Source organism: Algoriphagus sp. (assembly GCF_029254265.1).
Lineage (GTDB): Bacteria > Bacteroidota > Bacteroidia > Cytophagales > Cyclobacteriaceae > Algoriphagus.
This window is the reverse complement of sequence record NZ_JAQWXX010000133.1, coordinates 12,838-34,088: the sequence shown is the minus strand read 5'-3', so window position 1 is coordinate 34,088 and position 21,251 is coordinate 12,838. Positions and strand designations below refer to the sequence as shown.

General features: G+C 36.1%; 18 protein-coding genes and 1 tRNA gene. 9 read left to right on the top strand and 10 right to left on the bottom strand.

Annotation, left to right across the window (positions count from 1 at the left end):
* The first annotated feature begins 702 nt into the window (after positions 1-702).
* The 3 genes from P8O16_RS20255 (at position 703) to P8O16_RS20245 (ending at position 4,635) form a co-directional block, all read left to right on the top strand.
* A complete protein-coding gene (locus P8O16_RS20255) occupies positions 703-1,710 on the top strand; it encodes a hypothetical protein (RefSeq protein WP_300318123.1) in 1,008 nt (335 codons plus the stop codon).
* A 131-nt stretch (positions 1,711-1,841) separates the two neighbouring features.
* Entirely contained in the window at positions 1,842-2,396 is a 555-nt protein-coding gene (locus tag P8O16_RS20250; RefSeq protein WP_300318121.1) for a hypothetical protein, read from the top strand.
* Between the two features lie 271 nt (positions 2,397-2,667).
* Positions 2,668-4,635, top strand: a complete 1,968-nt coding sequence (locus tag P8O16_RS20245) for a hypothetical protein (protein ID WP_300318119.1) — start codon at positions 2,668-2,670, stop codon at positions 4,633-4,635.
* Between the two features lie 781 nt (positions 4,636-5,416).
* On the opposite strand, the gene P8O16_RS20240 is transcribed toward P8O16_RS20245, so the two are convergent.
* Positions 5,417-5,489, bottom strand: a tRNA-Met gene (locus P8O16_RS20240).
* A gap of 105 nt (positions 5,490-5,594) precedes the next feature.
* Here P8O16_RS20240 and era point away from each other — a divergent pair.
* The 4 genes from era (at position 5,595) to P8O16_RS20220 (ending at position 8,779) form a co-directional block, all read left to right on the top strand.
* Positions 5,595-6,497, top strand: a complete 903-nt coding sequence (era, locus tag P8O16_RS20235; protein WP_367182865.1) for a GTPase Era — start codon at positions 5,595-5,597, stop codon at positions 6,495-6,497.
* Between the two features lie 2 nt (positions 6,498-6,499).
* Complete coding sequence (gene der / locus P8O16_RS20230) at positions 6,500-7,813, top strand: ribosome biogenesis GTPase Der (protein ID WP_300318115.1); 1,314 nt, start codon at positions 6,500-6,502, stop codon at positions 7,811-7,813.
* Positions 7,814-7,890: 77 nt separating this feature from the next.
* A complete protein-coding gene (locus tag P8O16_RS20225; protein ID WP_300318113.1) occupies positions 7,891-8,088 on the top strand; it encodes a hypothetical protein in 198 nt (65 codons plus the stop codon).
* Positions 8,089-8,155: 67 nt separating this feature from the next.
* Complete coding sequence (locus P8O16_RS20220) at positions 8,156-8,779, top strand: SprT-like domain-containing protein (protein WP_300318111.1); 624 nt, start codon at positions 8,156-8,158, stop codon at positions 8,777-8,779.
* Here the strand turns inward: P8O16_RS20220 and scpB are convergent, their stop codons facing one another.
* From scpB to P8O16_RS20200, 4 genes are all read right to left on the bottom strand, one after another.
* Positions 8,780-9,340 (bottom strand): SMC-Scp complex subunit ScpB, encoded by a 561-nt coding sequence (scpB, locus tag P8O16_RS20215; RefSeq protein WP_075349129.1) that lies wholly within the window; start codon positions 9,338-9,340, stop codon positions 8,780-8,782.
* Positions 9,341-9,343: 3 nt separating this feature from the next.
* A complete protein-coding gene (locus P8O16_RS20210) occupies positions 9,344-9,727 on the bottom strand; it encodes a TraR/DksA family transcriptional regulator (protein ID WP_300318109.1) in 384 nt (127 codons plus the stop codon).
* Between the two features lie 211 nt (positions 9,728-9,938).
* Positions 9,939-10,109 (bottom strand): hypothetical protein, encoded by a 171-nt coding sequence (locus P8O16_RS20205; RefSeq protein ID WP_300318107.1) that lies wholly within the window; start codon positions 10,107-10,109, stop codon positions 9,939-9,941.
* Between the two features lie 69 nt (positions 10,110-10,178).
* Entirely contained in the window at positions 10,179-12,689 is a 2,511-nt protein-coding gene (locus P8O16_RS20200) for a hypothetical protein (protein ID WP_300318105.1), read from the bottom strand.
* A 178-nt stretch (positions 12,690-12,867) separates the two neighbouring features.
* Here P8O16_RS20200 and P8O16_RS20195 point away from each other — a divergent pair, with 178 nt between their 5' ends.
* Both P8O16_RS20195 and P8O16_RS20190 read left to right on the top strand, forming a co-directional pair.
* A complete protein-coding gene (locus tag P8O16_RS20195; RefSeq protein ID WP_300318103.1) occupies positions 12,868-13,857 on the top strand; it encodes an aspartate-semialdehyde dehydrogenase in 990 nt (329 codons plus the stop codon).
* Positions 13,858-15,042, top strand: coding sequence for a class I SAM-dependent methyltransferase (locus P8O16_RS20190; protein ID WP_300318101.1), 1,185 nt, complete (start codon positions 13,858-13,860; stop codon positions 15,040-15,042).
* A gap of 38 nt (positions 15,043-15,080) precedes the next feature.
* Here P8O16_RS20190 and P8O16_RS20185 read toward each other — a convergent pair whose 3' ends face one another.
* The 5 genes from P8O16_RS20185 to P8O16_RS20165 all read right to left on the bottom strand — a co-directional run bounded on the left by P8O16_RS20185 (position 15,081) and on the right by P8O16_RS20165 (position 21,238).
* Positions 15,081-15,338, bottom strand: coding sequence for a DUF4834 family protein (locus P8O16_RS20185; RefSeq protein WP_300318098.1), 258 nt, complete (start codon positions 15,336-15,338; stop codon positions 15,081-15,083).
* Between the two features lie 25 nt (positions 15,339-15,363).
* A complete protein-coding gene (gene carB, locus P8O16_RS20180; protein WP_300318095.1) occupies positions 15,364-18,183 on the bottom strand; it encodes a carbamoyl-phosphate synthase large subunit in 2,820 nt (939 codons plus the stop codon).
* Between the two features lie 219 nt (positions 18,184-18,402).
* The gene (locus tag P8O16_RS20175; protein WP_300318092.1) at positions 18,403-19,980 is read right to left on the bottom strand and encodes a M1 family metallopeptidase; all 1,578 of its coding nucleotides are present in this window, start codon (positions 19,978-19,980) and stop codon (positions 18,403-18,405) included.
* Between the two features lie 64 nt (positions 19,981-20,044).
* Complete coding sequence (locus tag P8O16_RS20170; RefSeq protein WP_300318089.1) at positions 20,045-20,638, bottom strand: HdeD family acid-resistance protein; 594 nt, start codon at positions 20,636-20,638, stop codon at positions 20,045-20,047.
* A gap of 162 nt (positions 20,639-20,800) precedes the next feature.
* A complete protein-coding gene (locus P8O16_RS20165; RefSeq protein WP_075349119.1) occupies positions 20,801-21,238 on the bottom strand; it encodes a UPF0158 family protein in 438 nt (145 codons plus the stop codon).
* Between the last annotated feature and the right edge of the window lie 13 nt (positions 21,239-21,251).

The following is a 21,251-nucleotide window of genomic DNA, read 5'->3' as shown; positions in this document are numbered from 1 at the left end:
CTCATTTTTTTCTTTTGATTATCATTAAGTTATGACCCAAAGCGAAAAACTAGACTTCTTAGTTTCTATTTTTCATAATTATCTAAAGAATCATCCAAATCAAATCTTTGCACTTCGGACAATATTTGATTTTCCTGAATGGAATGAGATAAATTCTAATTTTAGTTATTTGAACCTCAATTTCTCGAATATTAATTCACGTTTAATAAGAAAAGAAGGCGTCCATATTCTTGGGGATAATCATTTCAAGAAATTCTTTTATTCCTCAAATAAACTCCCTTTTAGATGGAAATGGAATAAGCAATTGGTGGAAAGGTACCTTAAATGGGCTGTTCAAAATCAATTAGTAATTCCTGAGAATCATAGTCCATTCCCTGATATGGGAATAATTTATCACCATCAATTTGTAACTAAAACATCTAGTTTAACTTTGAAGTTCTACTTCCCAAATCAGACAAAAGTAACTTTGGGTAATCAAGAAGCTTCAATATGGGAATTATCACTTATTAAGAAGCCAAAACTTAGACCTGTGTACTGAAATCCCATTTCTTCAAATCTGAAACCGTTAACTGCAACGATTTGACTAACATGGATATGCACCTCTTTAATTCTTAGCATCAGAAAAAAATTACCTAACTGAAAATCATATATTTAAATTAGAAAACTTGTAAGAAAGATTGTTACGGCAAATATTTGATTAAAATGAAAAGTCTCAAAACCTCAATCTTCGAAATTGCTTCTGAAGGAGCAGATCTTTTTTCAGAAACATTTAGAGCTACCTCAAAGCATTCAAGGATTGAAATTGAGCTTTATTGTTTTAGCATCTTTCTTCGCTTACTACATGACTCAACTGAGACAAAGATCTTTGGACCAGAATTCAAAGAAAAAGCCCAAAACGCAATTAGAATTATTCGCGACAAAAATGGTCTTCTAACCCATTACTTGGATTTAAAGAAAGAGCATAACTATTCTCTGGTAGAAAACAGAATAGAAGAATATCTACAGGACCTTAAAATCATAAAATCAACTAAAAATCACTCCCCTTATTTTGCTTACCACTATTTCTACCAAAATCCTTTTACAACAGACCCAGTCGTTGAAAATCTTGTTCCAAAAGAGTTTGAGCAACTTTTTCAAATCTACCTAGATACCACTCAAGACAAGTATTCTAGGCTACTATTAAGAATTCATGAGCTAGAGGATTTTCATTCTATTGATCAGTACCAGATAATTCTATTGCAAGGTAAAATTCATCAGCTAATATCAGAAGCCATAATGGATATACGTGGGTATAATCAAGATAAGATTTCCGAATCAGGTCTTCTTGAAATAGAAGTGTTTTTATTTTACTTGATTTCATCAATAATTGATAAGGCTAGACTTCCTTTTAAAAAAGAAGAAGTATTAAAAAATATAAGGAATTCTATTGATTTTAAGGTGTTTAGGACTTTTAAAACTCAACATTTGCTAGAACGATTCCATGTGGTAAGAAGCGTTGCTTACAGCAAAAGTTTCAAAGATTATTTTGAAGGAAACCTTGATCAAGCATTTGGAGATATTTATGCTTTTACTCTTAAGAACAACATGAAGCTGCAAGATTATGCCGTTCGTGATTTCATTGATCCAGAGATACAGTTTAAAAGTAGCCTAAATAAAATAACTGGTACTACTCATGCCTATTTAGAAGAAATACTCTTAGAGGTTGTTTGAGTGTTTTTTAAAGAAAAGTTTTAGGATGAACGCAACTAGTTACCTCGATGAATTTTGCAAAAAACTTGAAAATCCAAGATCAAACCAAAAAAATCTTTTATAAAAAGTCATATACAGCAAATATTTAACTGATGAACACACAGGATTTTATTATTGAGCTAGAAATGATAAGTCTTGAAAATCAAGGAGAAATCGTCAAGGAATTTGGTGTACTTCCTTATAAAAACTACTTAGAAGTCTTCACTTTCACTTGTTGTATTGCATTAGAGGTGTGCAAATTAATAGAGGATGAGGTAGAGCAATTGACATTTAAGCTCATGATTTACTCATTTATGGTAGAAAAAGCTCGTGATACTTATGACTTTTTTAAGACCAAAAAAAGAGTTCTCAACACTTTCATAAATGCTAGAAAGCAATACTATAGAAGAGATATTTCAGAAGTATTGAAAAGTAGCTCCACTTTCAACTTTGATTACACTTCATTCCATTTTTATAGTAAAGACATCTCTTTTGGATTTCCTGTCCAAGAGATTTTTGATGATCCCTTAATTGAAAAATATCAACCTAATCCAACTTTTGATCAATTGATGGAAAAACTCACCATTAAATCATACCATTCTTTAGTATCTTATATTTCATATTATGTGCCAACAATCAGGGGAAATAAAGGAAGATTAGATGATTGAAGAGCTAGAAAAAGTAGAAAGAGAATTTTGAAGCTATTAATTGAAAAAATTTATGCTAATATGAAAGAGGTGGAACACAAGAAGAAAGGTTTTGATAACCTGAGCAAATAAAAATTAATGAAAACTATGTTTATGGAAATTTTTATCCTTAAAGAAAAATCGGATTTTAATTAACAATTATTTATATTAGGAGCCTAAAGTAATTAAAAATGAAATAATTACCAAGCCCGAGAAATGAATTAAATACGATTAAAGGGATAAATACTAAACTATGTTTTGCAATTTTGACAGAGCTCCAGGGATAAAAAAAATTATAAAAGAAGCCATCGCTTTTGATAACACTTATTCAGATGTTGAAGAGTTTTTTAAATTCTTTTATGAAAATGATATTGCAGAAAATGATTTAGAATATGAAGCTGAATTTTTAATAACAGTTAGTAGTTTCTACAATTATGCTGCTCAAGCACGTCCTGAAAATTTTAAAAGTAGTAGAAATTCCAGAATGATTCCTATACTTGTTGATGAATATGCTGATAATTTAGAAGCATTTATTAAAGCTGTTAGAAAGTTATTTGGAATTGATTTTAAAAATCCCTACCAAAAACTTAAGGATATAAGAGAAAATTTAAATTTAAAAATTCAAAATAATGAAGCTCTAACTAAAGATGAATATATACGTTTTATTACAATATTAAATGAATACATTCAAACAAGTGGTAGAGATTCAAGTACAATAAAAAGAGTAAATAACATATTTAGCTCTACAATATTTAATAATATAATTAATATAGACATACTAACTCCATTCAATTTTGATGAAATACAGAGAATAAATGATTTAAACCGCCTAGATGAAACAAAACCAAATAAAGAGAAATCAACAATTATTACAGTTGTAACAGAGGAACTAAAATTTGCATTAACAGTGATACTGGAGGCAAAACCAATTTTAACTAATAATGTATATCGTGAGTTTTTTATATATATACATGAAATAATAAATTATCTAAAATCCTATAAATTTAGAATCAAAAATCTCAATAAACAAAAGATTACAATACGTAAAATTGAAATACTTGAATCATTTTGTAAAGGAATAATAATAATATTCTATAAATTTGCATTATCTGATAAAAATTCATTATTTAAGAATCTTATATCTTTAAGTAATTTAATTCATTCTAAACATTTTTTTTATAAGAAAAAAATAATTGACAAATATAAAAAACATGAAATATCTCAATACTATTTCAAAGAGGAAAATGGAAATATTATATTCTTTAATACAGCCAAAAATAAATATGAAGTTAGAAGAAATGTAGAATTACTAATAACAAGCATATTTCAGATTAAATTAATTGAATTTCAAATAGTGGAAACTGGAACATTAGAATATATAATAAAATATATCAGCAATTATATTGGGAGAAATTATACAAAGGATATAGATTTTTTAGATTTTTTTGATAATGATGACAATATTTCAAAAGAAAGAATAGAACATATTATCTTTACAATATCCGGAAAAAGGCTTAATGTAAATCATATTGATAATGATCGAGATTTTTCACCTTATCATAATTTCAAAAAAGCATATTTTTTTAATCCTAGTAGATCAAAATTTAAAAATCTTAAATTCTTACAAGAAAGCGAATTTGAAGGAATTCATTTTAATTATCATAATTCTGAAAAAAGAATTAGATATTATAAAAAATTAATAAAGGAGTTTGGTTTTATAACTGGAAAATATAAGTTTAGATTAAAAGATCCAAAGTTTAAAGTTAAATTTAAAATTGAGAATATAGAAAATGATTTTTTTGATTTTAGTCCTGATTTGAAAAAATTAAAAATCGAACTATTTGAAGATAATATCTTACTCAGATCTGCATATATTGTTAGCAATTTAAGTTTATTAACTGAGTTTATAGATTCTTTTAATAGTGGTAAAGAATATTTTTACACTTATAAAATAAGTAATATTCAAATCGCATATATTGAATTTACAGATAATATGCAAATAAGCGAATTATTCACCAAGATAATACAAGAAGGTGATTTATATAACGTAGTCTACAGCTCTTCTTTATATATCAATGCAGATGGGGAAGAAATAAATTACTATAATTACATTGATTTCTATGGTGATAGCGAAAATCTATTTTTAAAAGATCGAAATAGCCCTATTATTGATTCTATCGAATATGATAGACATATGTTCAAATATGACAGAAACATGTAGCTTTAATAAATAATAATTATCGATCGACCTATTAACTTTCAGTTTACCTTTAGATTTTTTGTTAAGAATTAGATATCACATAAATGACACAGATATGGTTTTAAAGAACTATTTCTATGTGCATTTTAACAAATCCATAAGACAGAAATATTAATCACCTGTCTTTTTATTTTTTCAAAATCCCCAATTTAAGGAGAGTAGAGAGTGATAATGCCTTCTAGCCCAGTAGAATTAATTTTTCTTGCTACCGCCGTATGAAAGAAATTAATTACTGAAGGTGACCTAAGTGCGTAAGCTAAAGTTTATATATCAATGTTTTACACTTTAATCATTTAAATCAAATGAAATTGGGAAATGTAAATCTAATAAAGCTAGTACTATTCTTTAGCTCATCTATTCCTAGAATTTATCTATATAAGTATTCGCAATTACCCCCCTAACTTGCATGCTTTTGAGAAATCTAAGCGCCTGCTTCTAACAGAACCCATCTTAATTTTTAAATATCCTCGCGCTGTATAAGCAGGTACTTCAAAGCCGCAGGTGTTAAAGGAATACTGATGGTCTGCATTACAGGAACTATTGTTCTGTCAAAAACACTGAAATTCTCAAAATTTCTTAAGAAAGACCTAGACTTATTATTTCAGGCAAAAAAGTCTCTTGAAGAATTTCTTCAAATTGACACAAGGCTAGATAGATATTTAATTTATTATCAAATTCCGTCCCCAATTCCGTCCCCTAAAAAAAGAAAACCCCAAATACTTTACGTATAAGGGGTTTCTTGTAGCGGGAACAGGACTCGAACCTGTGACCTTCGGGTTATGAGCCCGACGAGCTACCAACTGCTCCATCCCGCGATATATCTTTTGACTTTTGTCTAAATTGCTAATTCAAATGCCCTTCCGGCTAATTGTGATACAAAGGTAAGGACAAACTCTCAAAAATCAAGTACCTTTGTAAAAATTTTCAAAATGAGCCAAGAAAAACACCAAGCAGGATTTGTAAATATTATTGGAAAGCCAAACGTGGGTAAGTCCACATTGATGAATATCCTTGTAGGTGAGCGAGTTTCGATAATTACTTCCAAAGCGCAGACGACCCGGCACCGGATTGTTGGTCTGACAAATTCTGAAAATTATCAAATAGTTTTTTCAGATACGCCAGGAATGCTGAAGCCCCAATATGAGCTTCAGAAGAATATGATGAGTTTTGTCAATATCTCTTTAGAAGATGCCGACATCATTCTCTTCGTCACCGATCTCTATGAAACAGACACTGATATAGAGCATGTGATTGAAAAAATCAATCAATCCGGAGTCCCAGTTCTTTTGGTAATTAACAAAATTGACTTGGCAAAAGAAGGTCAATTGGAGGAAGTGACTGCTTATTGGACTTCAAGAATTAAATCTGAAGTAGTCATCCCAATTTCTGCAGTTGAAAAATTCAACATCGAGAAAATCAATCAGGAAATATTAGACCGATTGCCGGAGCACCCGGCATTTTATGACAAAGAGGAACTTTCTGATCGCTCAGAACGGTTCTTTGCCTCCGAGATCATTCGAGAGAAGATCTTCACCAACTATAAAAAAGAAGTTCCCTATAGCACTGAAGTGAGTATCGAAGACTTCAAAGAAGATGCTACTATGATCCGGATGCGAGCAAATATTTTCGTGGAGCGCGAAAGTCAAAAAGGAATCTTGATTGGTGAAAAAGGCAAAATGCTCAAAAAAGTAGGGATAGAATCCCGCGAAGAATTGGAAAAATTCTTCGGAAAGAAAGTCTTCTTAGAAACCTTTGTGAAGGTGGAGCAAGACTGGAGAAAAAATAAATCGAAACTGAAAAAATTTGGGTACGACCCAACTTGATTATGGCAAATATTGTAGCAATAGTAGGAAGACCAAATGTGGGAAAATCCACTTTGTTTAACCGACTCGTTGAAGAGCGTAAAGCGATCGAAGATAACATGAGCGGGGTAACCCGAGACAGACATTACGGCCATGCTCAGTGGGCAGGAAAATTCTTTTCAGTGATCGATACAGGAGGTTATGTCATTGGTTCTGATGATATTTATGAAGCAGAAATCAGAAAGCAAGTAAAGCTTGCTATCGAAGAAGCAGATGTGATTTTGTTTGTAGTCGATTGCCATGATGGTGTCACTGATTTGGATACCGATTTTGCACATGAACTCAGAGCGACCAAAAAGCCTGTTTACATCGTTGCCAACAAAGCAGATAATCAGGAAAAGAGCTTTATGGCGAATGAATTTTATTCCCTTGGAGTCAGTGATTATGAAGTTTTCCCGATTGCCTCCGCAAGCGGAAGTGGTACTGGTGAATTACTTGACCATGCTATCACTCAATTCGAAGAGGAAGGCGAGGAAGATCCTGATGCAGATACTCCAAAAATCTCTATTCTTGGAAGACCAAATGTTGGAAAATCATCATTTCTAAATGCACTATTAGGAAAAGAGCGTTCCATTGTCACCAACGAGGCTGGCACTACGCGGGATGCTATTCATACCAGATACAAGCTTTTTGGCCAAGATTTTATAATCACCGATACGGCTGGAATCAGAAAAAAAGCCAAAGTAACTGAAGATGTAGAGTTTTATTCAGTGATGCGTTCATTAAGAACTCTCGAAGAATCTGACGTAGTAATCATCATGGTCGATGCTACAAGAGGTCTGGAAGCACAAGATATCAATCTGATTGCCCTGGCAATTAAAAATAATAAAGGAGTGATGATCATGGTAAACAAGTGGGATTTGATCGAAAAAGATCATAAAACCATGGGAACCATCAAAGATGATATGATCGAAAGACTCGGTGAAAATAAATGGATTCCTATCATTTTCACCTCAGTAACTGAAAAGCAGCGAATCTTTCAGGCTATTGAACTCGCAGTGAAAGTCTATGAAAACAAAACCAGGAAAGTAACTACTTCAAAATTAAATGACGTAATGCTTCCGGAAATTGAAAAATATCCGCCGCCGGCTTGGAAAGGAAAATACATCAAAATCAAATATGTGACCCAATTACCAACCAAAAATCCGGTGATTGCTTTCTTCTGTAACCTGCCCCAGTACATCAAATCGCCATATACTCGGTATTTAGAAAATAGACTCCGGGAAAACTTTGATTTCGAAGGAGTTCCTGTGAAAATTATTTACAAAAACAAATAAAAATATTTTGAGCGGTTTGTTGTTTTATTGATCAAAGTAATAATATATTTGCAGCGTAACTAAGAAAACCACAAAAAATGAAAAAGGTATTTGCAATTTTCGCAATCGTTGGCCTAATGGCAACTGCATCTTGCGGCAACAAAGAAGTAACTGAAGAGACAACTGAAACAGTAGAATCTACTGAAGTAGTTGTTGAAGAGTCAATCGAAGTAGTTGAAGAAACTGCTGATTCTTCTGCTGTAATGGTAGAAGAGATTGTTGAAGAAGTTAAGTAATTAACTCTCCACTTCTAAAAAAATTGAGCTCCGGAATCCGGAGCTCTTTTTTTTGGTATTTTTAGCCATGAATAGCAGGGAAAATCTCAAACTTATATTCGGTAAACACCTCCCCAAATCCTCTATTCAATATTGTTTAGACTTATGGGAAAAAGAACCTTTCAATTTCCAGATAAGCCAGTCGAGAAAAACCAAACTTGGGGATTTTAGATATAGAAGAGATCGGAAGATTCAGACAATCACTATAAACCGAGACCTCAACCCTTATCAATTTTTACTTACCTATATTCATGAGGTTGCACATCTTTTTGCTTTCACAAGGTTTAGCATAAATATCAACCCTCATGGAGTCGAATGGAAAAGCACTTTTCAAGAATTGCTTTTCCCAATATTGAAGGATGAGATTTTTCCGATCGATATCCTGATTCCTTTGCGAAAGCACATGCAAAACCCTAAAGCCAGCTCTGCAGCAGATCTTTTTTTAATGAAAGAAATGAGTAAGTATGATCAAAAAGATGAACTTGCGGAGGATCTTTTTCTTTCAGATTTAAAACCGGGAAATCGCTTTTTACTTTCCGGAAGAGAATTTGAAAAAGGTGAGACAAGAAGGACAAGAGTCCTTTGCCTGGAAGTAAAATCCGGGAAAAAATTCCTAATCGCTCAAATGGCTAAAGTCAAACTCCAAGAATAATTAATCTCTCTGCTCTCCGATTTGATTTTCAGGCTGAGAAAAATCCTTCGGCTGCGGAAGATCACTGATAGTATTGATCCCAAAATACTCCATAAACTTCCCTGAGGTACCATAAATCAATGGCCTTCCTACTCCTTCAGACTTACCTTGGATTTCTATTAACTCTTTTTCCAATAATTTTTGGACAGAATAGTCACTGTTAACTCCTCGGATCTGTTCGATTTCACCTTTTGTGATCGGTTGTTTGTAGGCAATAATCGACAGGGTTTCCAGCTGAGCAGTAGACAATCTCTTTTGAGACTGCTGCCGCAAAAGAATACTAATTGAAGTTTGGTAGGCAGGTTTGGTCAAAAATTGATAGCCTCCACCTAGAAAATCAAGTTGAAAAGAAAAATCTTCAGACTTATATTTCTCTCTCAAATCCTTAATTGCATCAGCAACATCTTCTTTTGGCACCTCCGCTTCAAACATCTCATTGAGGCATTTTAAAATTTCCGCCTGAGGAAGTGGTACAGGTGAACAAAAGATTAATGCTTCAATATGGCGATGCAAAAAGTCCAAAACTTACTGCTTTGCCAGCTTAGCTTCGATGGAATGCATTGTATGTGGTACTGCCTTTAGTCGCTCTTTATAGATCAACTTACCAGTATCGACACACACCCCATAAGTACCATTTTTGATACGAATCAATGCATTCTCAAGATTAATGATGAATTTTTGTTGTCTTGCAGCAAGTTGATTTTGGCTCTCTCGCTCTAAAGTATCCGCTCCATCTTCTAGCAGCTTAGATGTGGAAGCAGTAAAGTCCGTACCACTGTCATTTTTCTTGCTCAAAGATTCTTTTAATATATGTAACTCTTCTTTTGCACTAGCAAGTTTACTGAGGATGATCTCTTCAAATTCTTTCAATTCCTCCTGAGAATACGCTGTTTTTTCTCCTTGACTCATAGCAAACTAGTTTTGATGAATATTATTATCGACTACCAACTCTGATAGATACCTCTAAAATACATTTAGACCTTGGATTTGCAAAAAATAAAAATTCTCTACTCGATAAAAATAAAGTTAAATAAGACTTTAAATTTTTAAATCGGGAGGCAGAAAAATTCTAATAACCTAATTATCAGATAATTTTGAAATTAACCCCAAAAAAAAAACGTTATGCAACGGCTTTTTCATCATTTAAAATTTTGTTTAGACGCTTTTCTAGGACTAGGTTTTCCACATCCATTCTGTATTTCATCTTCAGATACTGGCTTGCGTCATCAAGGGATTTGCCATTTTGAAGGCAAATAGTGTGAAGGGATTGATTAATCAGGTCTTTTTCCATGGGTGTATGTTAATTCGGAAATTAACTTAATAAAAATATTTCGAAAACAGAAAGACTTTTTTAATTTTTTTAAAAAGATGTCGCAATTGCAATGGTCTCTTTTATGACCTTAATATTCCCCTGTATATCGTAAAGTTCAACCAACAAAATATAATAACCGGGCCTTACTATTCTTCCTTGAGTATCAGTTCCCGTCCATGTGAAAAGACCATTTACACCCAATAATTCATTTTGAGCTAAAACCTGGATTAATTGACCGGAAGTAGTATATATCCGAAAGTTTCCAATCCAACCACTTTGATCGAGTTCATATCGGATACTGGTGAAAGTATTGCCATTGCTACCTTCCGGATCAAATACTTTGGGTTCGATCTGCAGAATTTCTCCGTCAAATTCATTTGAAATGAGTTGGGAATTTTTCATTCCCGGAGTAGCATACCCAGCTATTCCTGAAGCAGAATGCCAATTGGAAGGATTGGAAATCGGGCTTTCTGAGGAAATCCGCTCTAAAGAAACACCTTTAGGGTCTCTCAAAAGCGGATGGTGTAGATCTTCATTATAAGAAAATATTTCCGCCACGCTTTCCTCAGAATCCAGCAAAACCACGTTCCCACCAGAAATAGGATAGCTTGGTAACGTACTAAGCAAATGGAAGGCTCCTGAAGAGGCCAGCGGATAGTCCAGTTTTAATCGGTCAATATTCGTAGTGATTGATAAAAAGCTCTTTGGAGGGATCTGAAGCCGGTTTTCAGCAAGCCTTCTGATTTGATCTACCTCACCTAATTCATTTAGATTCGCTAATTTCCAGTCTCCGATTTCCAAATACGAATCTGTCCGATTATACAATTCCACAAATTTTGGACTTCCTGTTTTAGGGTTAAATAAAAGTTCATTGATGATTAAATCTCCTTTTTTTGCAGGAATCGGTAATATCAACTCAAAAGGATCAGAATTAGGGGATTTATTTCCACTACAATCGCTGATTCCATTTATTTCAAGCTGATAAACTTGATTCGATCTAGCTTCGGACTTTAGGATCAATTGAATGGATCGTGAGTCTAAAAATTTAACTGAGTCCAATTGAAGATCTGGCGAAAAGGAAAAATTTAAGCTAGATGCATTGGGAATGATCGGCTCTGAAAACCTCAAGTTGATCATTGTCGAATTTATGAAATATCCCTCCTCCAATCGTGGAAATTCAGAATCAGAAGTGAGATCAAAGTTGGAATTAATCTTTCCGGGAGTTCCTCTCAGCAGATCTTTAGAGGGAATAAGAAATTCAGATTGCTCACAAGCATAGAAAGGATTACTTACTTCAAGACTGTATCCTCCATTTGCAAACTCAGTCCCTCCCCAATTTGCAGTAGCATAAGTCAACTCGTCAATCTTTTCGCCCTTATCAGTTTCAATCCTCAATCGATCCCCAGAATTTAGCAAAGTAGGCCAGCTTGCCACTTCCAGAACTTTCCCATAAGGCTCAAATACTATTGCTTGATTTTGAGGAACAAGAATGAGAAACTCTCCAGGTAATATCCAAAATTCATCCAATTTCACCTGAGTTCGTGAATTTGCCCAAATAACATTTTTCAATCTAAATGGAAAATCACCCGCATGAAAAAGCTCTACATATTCTACATTGGGCAAGTCCAAATCTGCTCTTGGAGCAGGCATAATTTCATTGATTACCAATCCTTTTGCGGGAATATCGGTAGGGTCATAAAAAGTAAAATTGACCAAGGTGTCGCTAAGAAAATTACCGCTCAGATCAGGAATCTGTTTCATTTGAAGAATATAATCTTTGCCTTGAACCAAATCCTGATCAAATAACAAATAAACCAATGTATCATTCTTTAGAATTACTGATTCTGGTTCGATTCCCTCCAAATCATAGTTTACTTGAAAAAGCGGAAAGACCGGATCCAATGCTTCATCGAAAGTAAGTTCAAGTTGATTGGAGTCAAATCCTCTGATTTGGGTTAAAGCAGGCGATTTCAAATCAACCTCAAAATCCCCAAATTCAAAATCGTCCATTATCCATCGGGCAGCACTCCCTGTTCCAGCCCCGTACCGAACCTCTATTTTAAAGGTTATTTCTCTTATTGTCTTTAGAAAATCCGGGAGTTCAATTTGAAATTTCCTGAAATCTTGATTTTGATTTTCAAACTCTTGTTTACTCCCAAGTAAAGTGGGCTGTGAAAAAGATGATTGAGAGTCATTTTTCCATGAAATGTAAACTTCAGCTGATCTGGTTCCTGTTCCATTTTGAATTGATCTCGCCCAAAACTCAACTATTGGATCTTCAAAATCTTCATTTAAAAGGCTGATGGTAAGTTCCCCATTAAAAGTTGAAATGGGCTGAACTGCTATGGCTTTGGAGTTATTTCTTCCTAGGTTAGTTTGGAATATTCTTGACGAAGTTGCTCTCAATTCATTTGCTGTCCACCCTGGGAGAAACTCCATCGGGGCATTTACAATAACAAACTCTTCCTCAAAATCTTGTTTTTGATTTCCATTTTGGTCTTCATTGATTAGAAGAAGGGGAAGAAATTGGATTAACACCAATGTTAAAAAATTGATCATAAAGGAATTAGTATAAAAATTTGAACTAATCTACTAAATCAGTTTGAAATAAGTAAGAGACTTCCCCAGTTTTTTTTTCTATCTAAATGAATCAATATTTATTAGGATTAACCTGAAAATGACCGCATAGTACTTACTTTTACACCTTGAATTTTAACAACCTATTACGACCCTTTCGATGAAATTAGCAGTGGTAGGAGCTACCGGCTTGGTAGGATCCGAAATCCTTGAAGTGCTCGATGAGCACAATTTCCCTTTTGACGAACTTTTACTTGTCGCCAGTGAGCGATCAGTGGGTAAAAAAATAGCTTATAAAGACAAAGACTATACAGTTATTGGCTTAGCAGAAGCAGTATCCTTGAAACCTGAGATTGCAATCTTCTCTGCCGGTGGAAACACCTCTTTGGAATGGGCACCAAAATTTGCTGAGGTGGGCACCCTGGTCATAGACAACTCTTCTGCTTGGAGAATGGACCCTACCAAGAAATTGGTAGTACCAGAGATTAATGCCAAAGAGATTTCGAAGGAGGATAAAATCATAGCAAATCCAAACTGCTCCACGATCCAAATGGTCTTGGCTCTTGAACCTTTGCGTCAGCGCTACGGCATCAAACGGATTGTGGTATCCACCTATCAGTCCGTGACGGGCACTGGGAAGGCAGCTGTAGATCAGATGATGGCTGAGCGAGCTGGTACTACCCCAGAGATGGTCTATCCACATAAGATCGATATGAATGTTCTTCCTCACATTGATGTATTCCAACCAAATGGCTACACTAAAGAGGAAATGAAGATGATCAATGAGACCAAGAAGATTTTCTCCGACGATTCAATCAAAGTGACTGCTACCACAGTTCGAATTCCAACCATGGGGGGTCACTCTGAAGCGGTGAATGTCGAATTTAAGGAAGACTTTGATATGGCTGAAGTTCGTGAACTGCTATCAAAAGCTCCTGGTATAATCGTACAGGATGATCCAGCCAACTTCATTTACCCAATGCCGATCACTGCACATAAGAAGGACGAGGTGTTTGTGGGTAGACTTCGAAGAGACGAATCTCAACCTAATACAATTAACATGTGGATCGTTGCAGATAATCTTCGAAAAGGTGCTGCAACTAATGCTGTCCAAATCGCAGAATATGCGCTTGAAAATAAACTAGTCTAAATGGAGTTGAGCCAATATCATCGGGCTGACTTTAAACAATTTGTGCAGGATCATCTGAATGAAGATCCTGCACTTTTACTTTTTAAATATCAGGGCAAAACTGATTTTGATCTGAAAGCTGCAGTGCAGCAAATCGCTGCCCGACAAAAAGCAAAGAAAAAACTCCCCTCTTGGACCTCAAACCCTGATTTAATTTTTCCTGCAAGTGTTTCACTGGAGCAAAGCAGTTCGGAAGAAACAGCCAAATTCAAATCAAATGGACAATCAGGGCAACTTTTGATCGATCTTACCGGCGGGTTTGGGGTGGACAGTTTTCACTTGAGCAAAGGTTTTGAAAAAGCTATTTACTGCGAGCAGCAGGAAGAGCTTGCGAAAATTGCTTTTCATAATTTGGAGACTTTAACACCAGACAAATTTCAACTCGTAATTGGTGATGGATTGGATTTTTTAGCCAAATCAGAAAAGCATTTTGACCTGATCTATGGTGATCCCGCAAGAAGAGGCGATTCAAATCAAAAACTTTACAAACTTGCAGATTGCCAACCCAACGTAGTTGCTACTTGGGAGCTGATGAAAAGCAAAGCCAATTCCATTCTGCTCAAACTCTCTCCCATGCTAGATATTTCCCAAGCCTTGGAAGAGCTTCCAGAAATCCAAAAAGTGAAAATAGTTTCTGTAAAGAATGAAGTGAAAGAGCTTTTGCTGATTTGGAATAAAAACGGTATTGAAAACCCGCCCGAAATTGAAGCAATAGATCTTGGAAGAGACAAATCATCCTTTTCTTTTTCGTCTAATGAGGAAGTGAATGCTCAAGCTAGTTTTGGAGAAGCGGGAAAGTATTTGATTGAGCCTTATTCGGCGATCCTAAAAGCAGGAGCTTTCAAGACATTTGGAATTCGTTTTGGGTTAAAAAAGCTGGATGCGAATACTCACCTCTACACTTCGAATGAAGTGAATCCAGATATCCCAGGTCGAATTTTTGAGATTTTGGAGGAAATCAATCCAAAAAAGAATGAACTGAAAAAACGATTTCCAAGTGGTAAAGTCAATGTAATTACCCGAAACTATGCTTCCGGATCAGATGCTTTCAAAAAGAAATTTGGACTAAAGGATGGAGGAGATGATTTTTTAATCGGGACAAAAACAGCTAGTGGTTTTAAGGTTTTTTGGTGTAGGCTCGTTTAAAAACTATCCGTCTTTTTTAAAGAAAAAAAGTGAAGGATTTACTCCTTCACTTCTTCATAATCGACATATTCTCCGCCTTCGATATCTTTATTGCGCTTCTGTTGATGCTCCTTGGGGATGAAATCCACATGAACTCCATCTTTACTTCTGGCATTTTGTTGATGCGCACGCATTTGTTCTTTTTGCGCCTCGTTCACCTGCTGCGCAAATTTTGCCAGTTTAGTCCGCAAGAAATAGCGAATGAGTTGGCCCAAAAGCCAACCCACTCCTAGAAATATGATTAAAAACTTTAACAAGGTTTTATCTTTTTAGCTTTTCAATTTATCTACTCAAATAAAGGTTTCTCTCTGAGTATATTTTCAAGAAGTAATCATCCATCAAATCATCAATGAAGTAAATCGCTTCTCCTGTTGACTTCATTTCAGGCCCTAGTTCCTTATTGACATTCGGGAATTTATGGAAGGAGAAGACAGGTTCTTTGATAGCATAACCCTTCTTGTACGGTTTGAATTCAAAGTCTGTCACTTTTTTCTCACCCAACATCACCTTTACGGCATAGTTGACGTAAGGTTCCCGATATGCTTTGCAGATGAACGGCACTGTTCGGGAGGCTCTTGGATTAGCTTCAATGATGTAGACCTTATCATTTTTGATCGCAAATTGGATATTGATCAATCCGACTGTCTTCAAAGCCAAGGCGATCTTATGGGTATAAGTCTCGATCTGACGAATCACCAAATCTCCCAAATTATATGGAGGAAGGACCGCATAAGAGTCTCCTGAGTGAATTCCCGCAGGCTCGATATGCTGCATAATTCCGATGATGTAAACATTTTCTCCATCACAAATCGCATCTGCTTCCGCTTCAATTGCCCCTTCCAAGAAGTGATCCAGTAAGATTTCATTATTCGGAATATCCCGAAGCACATTCACTACATGCTGCTCAAGTTCTTTCTCGTTGATCACAATCTTCATCCCCTGACCACCCAATACATAGGAAGGTCTTACCAAAAGTGGGAATCCAATCGTTTTGCAAAGCTCCAACGCTTCGTCCGTATTGTGAATCGTACCAAATTCAGGATATGGAACATCTAGGTCTTTCAATAAGGTAGAGAATCTTCCTCTATCTTCTGCCAAATCAAGCGCTTCAAAACTTGTTCCGATGATCTTGATTCCGTACTTCTCCAGCTTTTCGGCCAATTTCAATGCAGTCTGACCTCCCAACTGCACGATTACTCCAAGTGGATTCTCGTGCAAAATAATCTCATAAATATGCTCCCAGAATACAGGCTCAAAGTAAAGCTTATCGGCAATATCAAAATCTGTAGAAACTGTCTCCGGGTTACAATTGATCATGATGGTCTCATAGCCGCATTCTTTTGCTGCTAATACTCCATGGACGCAGGAGTAATCGAACTCAATTCCTTGACCTACTCGATTCGGACCTGAACCTAAGACTACTACTTTTTTGCGATCTGATCTTACAGATTCATTCTCCTCTCCAAAGGAGGAATAATAATATGGAGTCTGTGCCTCGAATTCTGCTGCGCAGGTATCCACTAATTTATAAACTCTTTTAATGCCCATCTCCTTGTATCGCTTGTCAAAGACTTCGCTTTCTAAGCAATCCAACAAATGAGCGATTTGACGATCGGCATATCCTTTTCTCTTTGCCAGATCCATCAACTCTACAGGTATAGAGTCCAAATCATACTTTTCTATCTCGCCTTCCAGATGAATCAATTCTTCAATTTGCTTCAGGAACCATTTATCAATTTGCGTTAGCTCGTGGATGGTTCGGAATGAGATCCCAAGCTTGAAAGCATCATAGACATGGAATAATCTATTCCAGCTTGGATTGGCTAGGGAATAAAGAATCTTATCCTGATCTCTCAGTTCTTTTCCGTCAGCACCTAGTCCGTTTCGTTTGATTTCAAGCGATTGACAAGCTTTTTGAAGTGCCTCTTGGAAATTTCTTCCAATTCCCATCACTTCCCCAACTGCTTTCATGGAAAGTCCTAAACGTCTATCAGATCCTTTGAATTTGTCAAAGTTCCAACGTGGGATTTTTACGATCACATAGTCAATCGAAGGCTCAAAAAATGCTGAGGTTGTTCCTGTTATTGAATTTTTCAATTCATCCAAGTTGTAGCCAATGGCTAGTTTAGCAGCCACTTTAGCGATTGGATATCCAGTTGCTTTAGATGCTAAAGCCGAAGACCTGGAAACTCGTGGGTTGATCTCGATTCCGATGATCTCGGAGTTATCATGACTTACAGCAAATTGCACATTACATCCACCTGCGAAATTCCCGATGCTATTCATCATTGTGATCGCATAGTTTCGCATCCGTTGGTAAGTAGTGTCCGGTAAAGTCATCGCTGGCGCCACCGTGATAGAGTCTCCCGTGTGTACACCCATTGGATCAAAGTTCTCTATGGAACAGATCACGATCATGTTACCGATGTTGTCACGCATGACCTCAAGCTCATACTCTTTCCAACCCATGATACTTTGCTCGATAAGCACTTCATGAACTGGTGAAGCCTGAAGACCTGCGACCAACAATCTTTCAAAATCTTCTTCTTTTTCTACAAAAGCACCGCCTGCACCTCCAAGGGTATAGGAAGCTCTGATGATAAGCGGGAAACCAATCTCCTGAGCAATTTCTTTACCCTGAAGGAAGGATGTTGCAGTTGCTCCTTTACAAACTCCAACACCGATCTTTTCCATCAATGCTTTGAATTTTTCCCGGTTCTCGGCAGTATCAATCGCATCGATATCTACTCCGATCATGTGAGTATTGAATTTTTTCCAAATTCCAGCTTTGTCGCAATCAATCGCAAGATTCAAGGCAGTCTGACCTCCCATAGTAGGAAGCACCGCATCGATATCGGGATGCTCAGTCAAGATTTTAATGATTGATTTCTTTTCCAGCGGGAGCAAATACACATTGTCTGCCGTCACAGGATCAGTCATTATCGTCGCGGGATTGGAATTTATCAGCGTGACTTTAATCCCTTCTTCGCGAAGGGAGCGAGCTGCTTGAGAACCGGAATAATCGAATTCGCAAGCTTGACCGATGACGATGGGACCAGAACCAATGAGGAGAACGTGCTTGATGCTACTGTCTTTAGGCATTAGAGGGGGAGGTTGAAGAGAAAGTTTTACTTAAGTCCAAATTGGGGCAAAATTATAAAAATATTCTAAAGGGGCACGGTTAAATCTAATTTAATCCCGATTGCAAAATGTCAATTTCTAATTATCTATCTGATTATTATGGCTTTAAAATTAATCAAGCCATTAAACAGAACTATAACTAATTTTGAATGAAGGAATATTAGATTCGAATTGAAAACATCACTTACCCAGCATCAACCAGCCCCTCGGGTCTATAATAGGGGCTGATTCACTATTGATAAGTAATGGCTCTTTACCCAGCATTACTGTTTTAATTCCCTTCTCAGTTTCAATTTCAACTGGTAATTGAAAATTGATTCCCTCCAAAGAGACTTCGAATCCTTTTTTCCCTTTCTTGGCAATTTTTACTTTAGGCAAATCTGTACTGTATAGATAAAGTTGAAAAAAGCCTTCCAGATCTTTTCCAGAATAAGCTTTGACAAAATCGATAAAATCACGTGTGTTTACCTGATTTTCGTACGTAAATCGAGCGTCACTAGCAAATGCTTTCAGCATGGGAAAAAACACATCATCTCCAAGCACCCAGCGTAAAGAATGCATCACAAAGGCCCCCTTTGTATAGATATCTGAGTGATAAGCCTCTTCCTCTGTACTGTTAATAGGACTGACTACTGGTTGGGAATTTGAAATTTGCCTAAGCGTGTTTTTAGCATTTTTAAAATACGCTTCCTCTCCTCCGTGCTCCCAAAAAAACATCCAATCTCCAAAAGCAGTGATCCCTTCATGAATCCAGAAATCTGCCCAATCTCCAACGGAAACCTTATTCCCAAACCACTCATGCCCGAGTTCATGATGTAGCAAATTATCGTAATTCACATTCCCCATTCGGACATATTGAAAACTATTGCCATAAGCATTGATCGTCTGATGCTCCATACCTAGGTAAGGAGTTTCGACTATGGCGATTTTATCTTTTGGCCAAGGATAGGCTCCAAAGTATTTTTCATGAGTCTGGGCTGAAACTTTTAGGACTTCAAGAATTCCTTTTGCCTTAGCTTTATTTTCCTGCAATACCCAGATGTGCATCGGAATTTCGGCACCAGAAACTGATTTGAAATCTATTTTCTCCTCATGAAAAATCCCCATGGTAAAATTGATCCCATAGTTATTTATCGGGTAATCGGTAGTCCAATGATAGGTTAACTTTTCGCCCTCTTTCTTGATCTGATCTAATCTACCATTTGCAGCTACAAAATATGGATTAGGAACTGTCACCAAAAGATCTACCCCATTGGAAGCCTCAGAGGACGGATGATCAAGAGCAGGCATAAAGATCTTTGCACCTTCACCTTGTGAAGAAAGCCCCATCCAATGATTACCCAGCTGATCAATTTCCCAAGTAAAACCGCCCTGCCAGGGAGGATTAATGGCTATTGGCGTTTTTCCTTCATAATAGATATCCACAGCATCGCAGGTACAATCAATCACTTTAATATCCAGCAGGTCATTTTGATGTGAAAAGTCAACTTCAACCCCATTCATCCTTACACTACTCACCGTGTATTGATCGATAAGATCCAGACGAAGGATATCTAATTTCTCCGGTGCAGAGAAGGTCACAGTACTTTTGGCCTTGATACTCTGGGTTTCAGGCAAAAGCTCAATTTCCAGTCGGTAATGCTCTATTTTGAATTTTTCTTGTAGAGGGTCTATAGGGCCTCCCCAATCCCAATTTTGCGCAAAAACTAAAGAAATGGAGCAGGCTAAACAAAGAAATATTAGGAGGATTTTTCTCATATGTAAAGGTATTGAATTCGAAAGCGTGGATAAAAAAAGCGCAATTTCTTGGACCAGCTCAAATCTATTGTTCAGCTGCTATTCGATCCTTAAGCTTACCCGGAAAATCATGAAATTTTTTCATTTTAAGGGAAAGCATGATGGCTATCATTCCCAAAAGTATAAATATTAATGCTGTCATTGTTACAAGTGTCATTCCTACTACGGTTGGATTCCAAATCAACAGAAATGAAAGCACCATTCCAGCCAAACCCATATAGAGAATTGAATGGTATTCGGAGCCTATTTCTTTCAAGTTGAAGGCGAAACTGATAGCAGAAATTGATCGAAACATTACTCCAAAACCAATATACAAGGGAAGCGTCACCATAGAAAGCCCCGGGTTAGAAATCAACAACATACCGATTAAAGTACTTAAAATACCAGAGCCGAAAAACCAACCCCAGTGATCCAATTGCTTTCGATTACCCAAAGCAAAGGCTATTTCTGCAATACCCGCAATCAGAAAAGAAACGCTGAAAATTGTTGCCAAAACTAAATAGGATGCGAGTGGAGTTTGGAATACCCAAATTCCCAAAAGGATGAATATTACTCCGATAATCGTCACCAAATACCAGTGATTAATTACCTTTCGAATAGATTTTAGTGGTTGTTCCATAAGGTTTATGTTTGATGGTCGTTTTTAAATTTAAGAATATTAATTCTTACATACCTTAATTCCAATTCAACATAACCTTAAAAACCAATCCATTAAGGTTTTGTAGATTCTGATTAGTTCTAGGTTCAAAACAAAAAAACCGCCCTATTAAGGCGGTAATTTTTATTCTTCGGAATAGTTGAAGCTATCGACTTGCTCCTTTACCCAATCTTGATATTTCCCTTTACGGTACTCGATCCAATCATTTTTATACTTGGATTCTTCAATCAAGAATTTGAACCCGGTAACTGCCTTTGGCTTGCTTAATGCATTGACCAAATCCTCTGCAAGTGCTCGTTCTTTTACTTTTCGATCTACAAAGTCCTGCATCATCTGATGTTCTTGACCAGGTTCCATTTTGGTAAATTCAGCAAAATTGTCAGGATTTTCATCAATCTCATCTAAGATATCCTCTTCCTCCGGAGTGAGGTCATAATTGAAATAATCCTCATCATCTGGCATGTGGTAGATTTTCTTTTTATCGATCTGATAAAAACAAATCATTCCTTTGATTAACTGGTTAGAGATGGACTCTACCTCTTTTTCTGTAAGCGAAAGCATTGTTGTTTTAAAA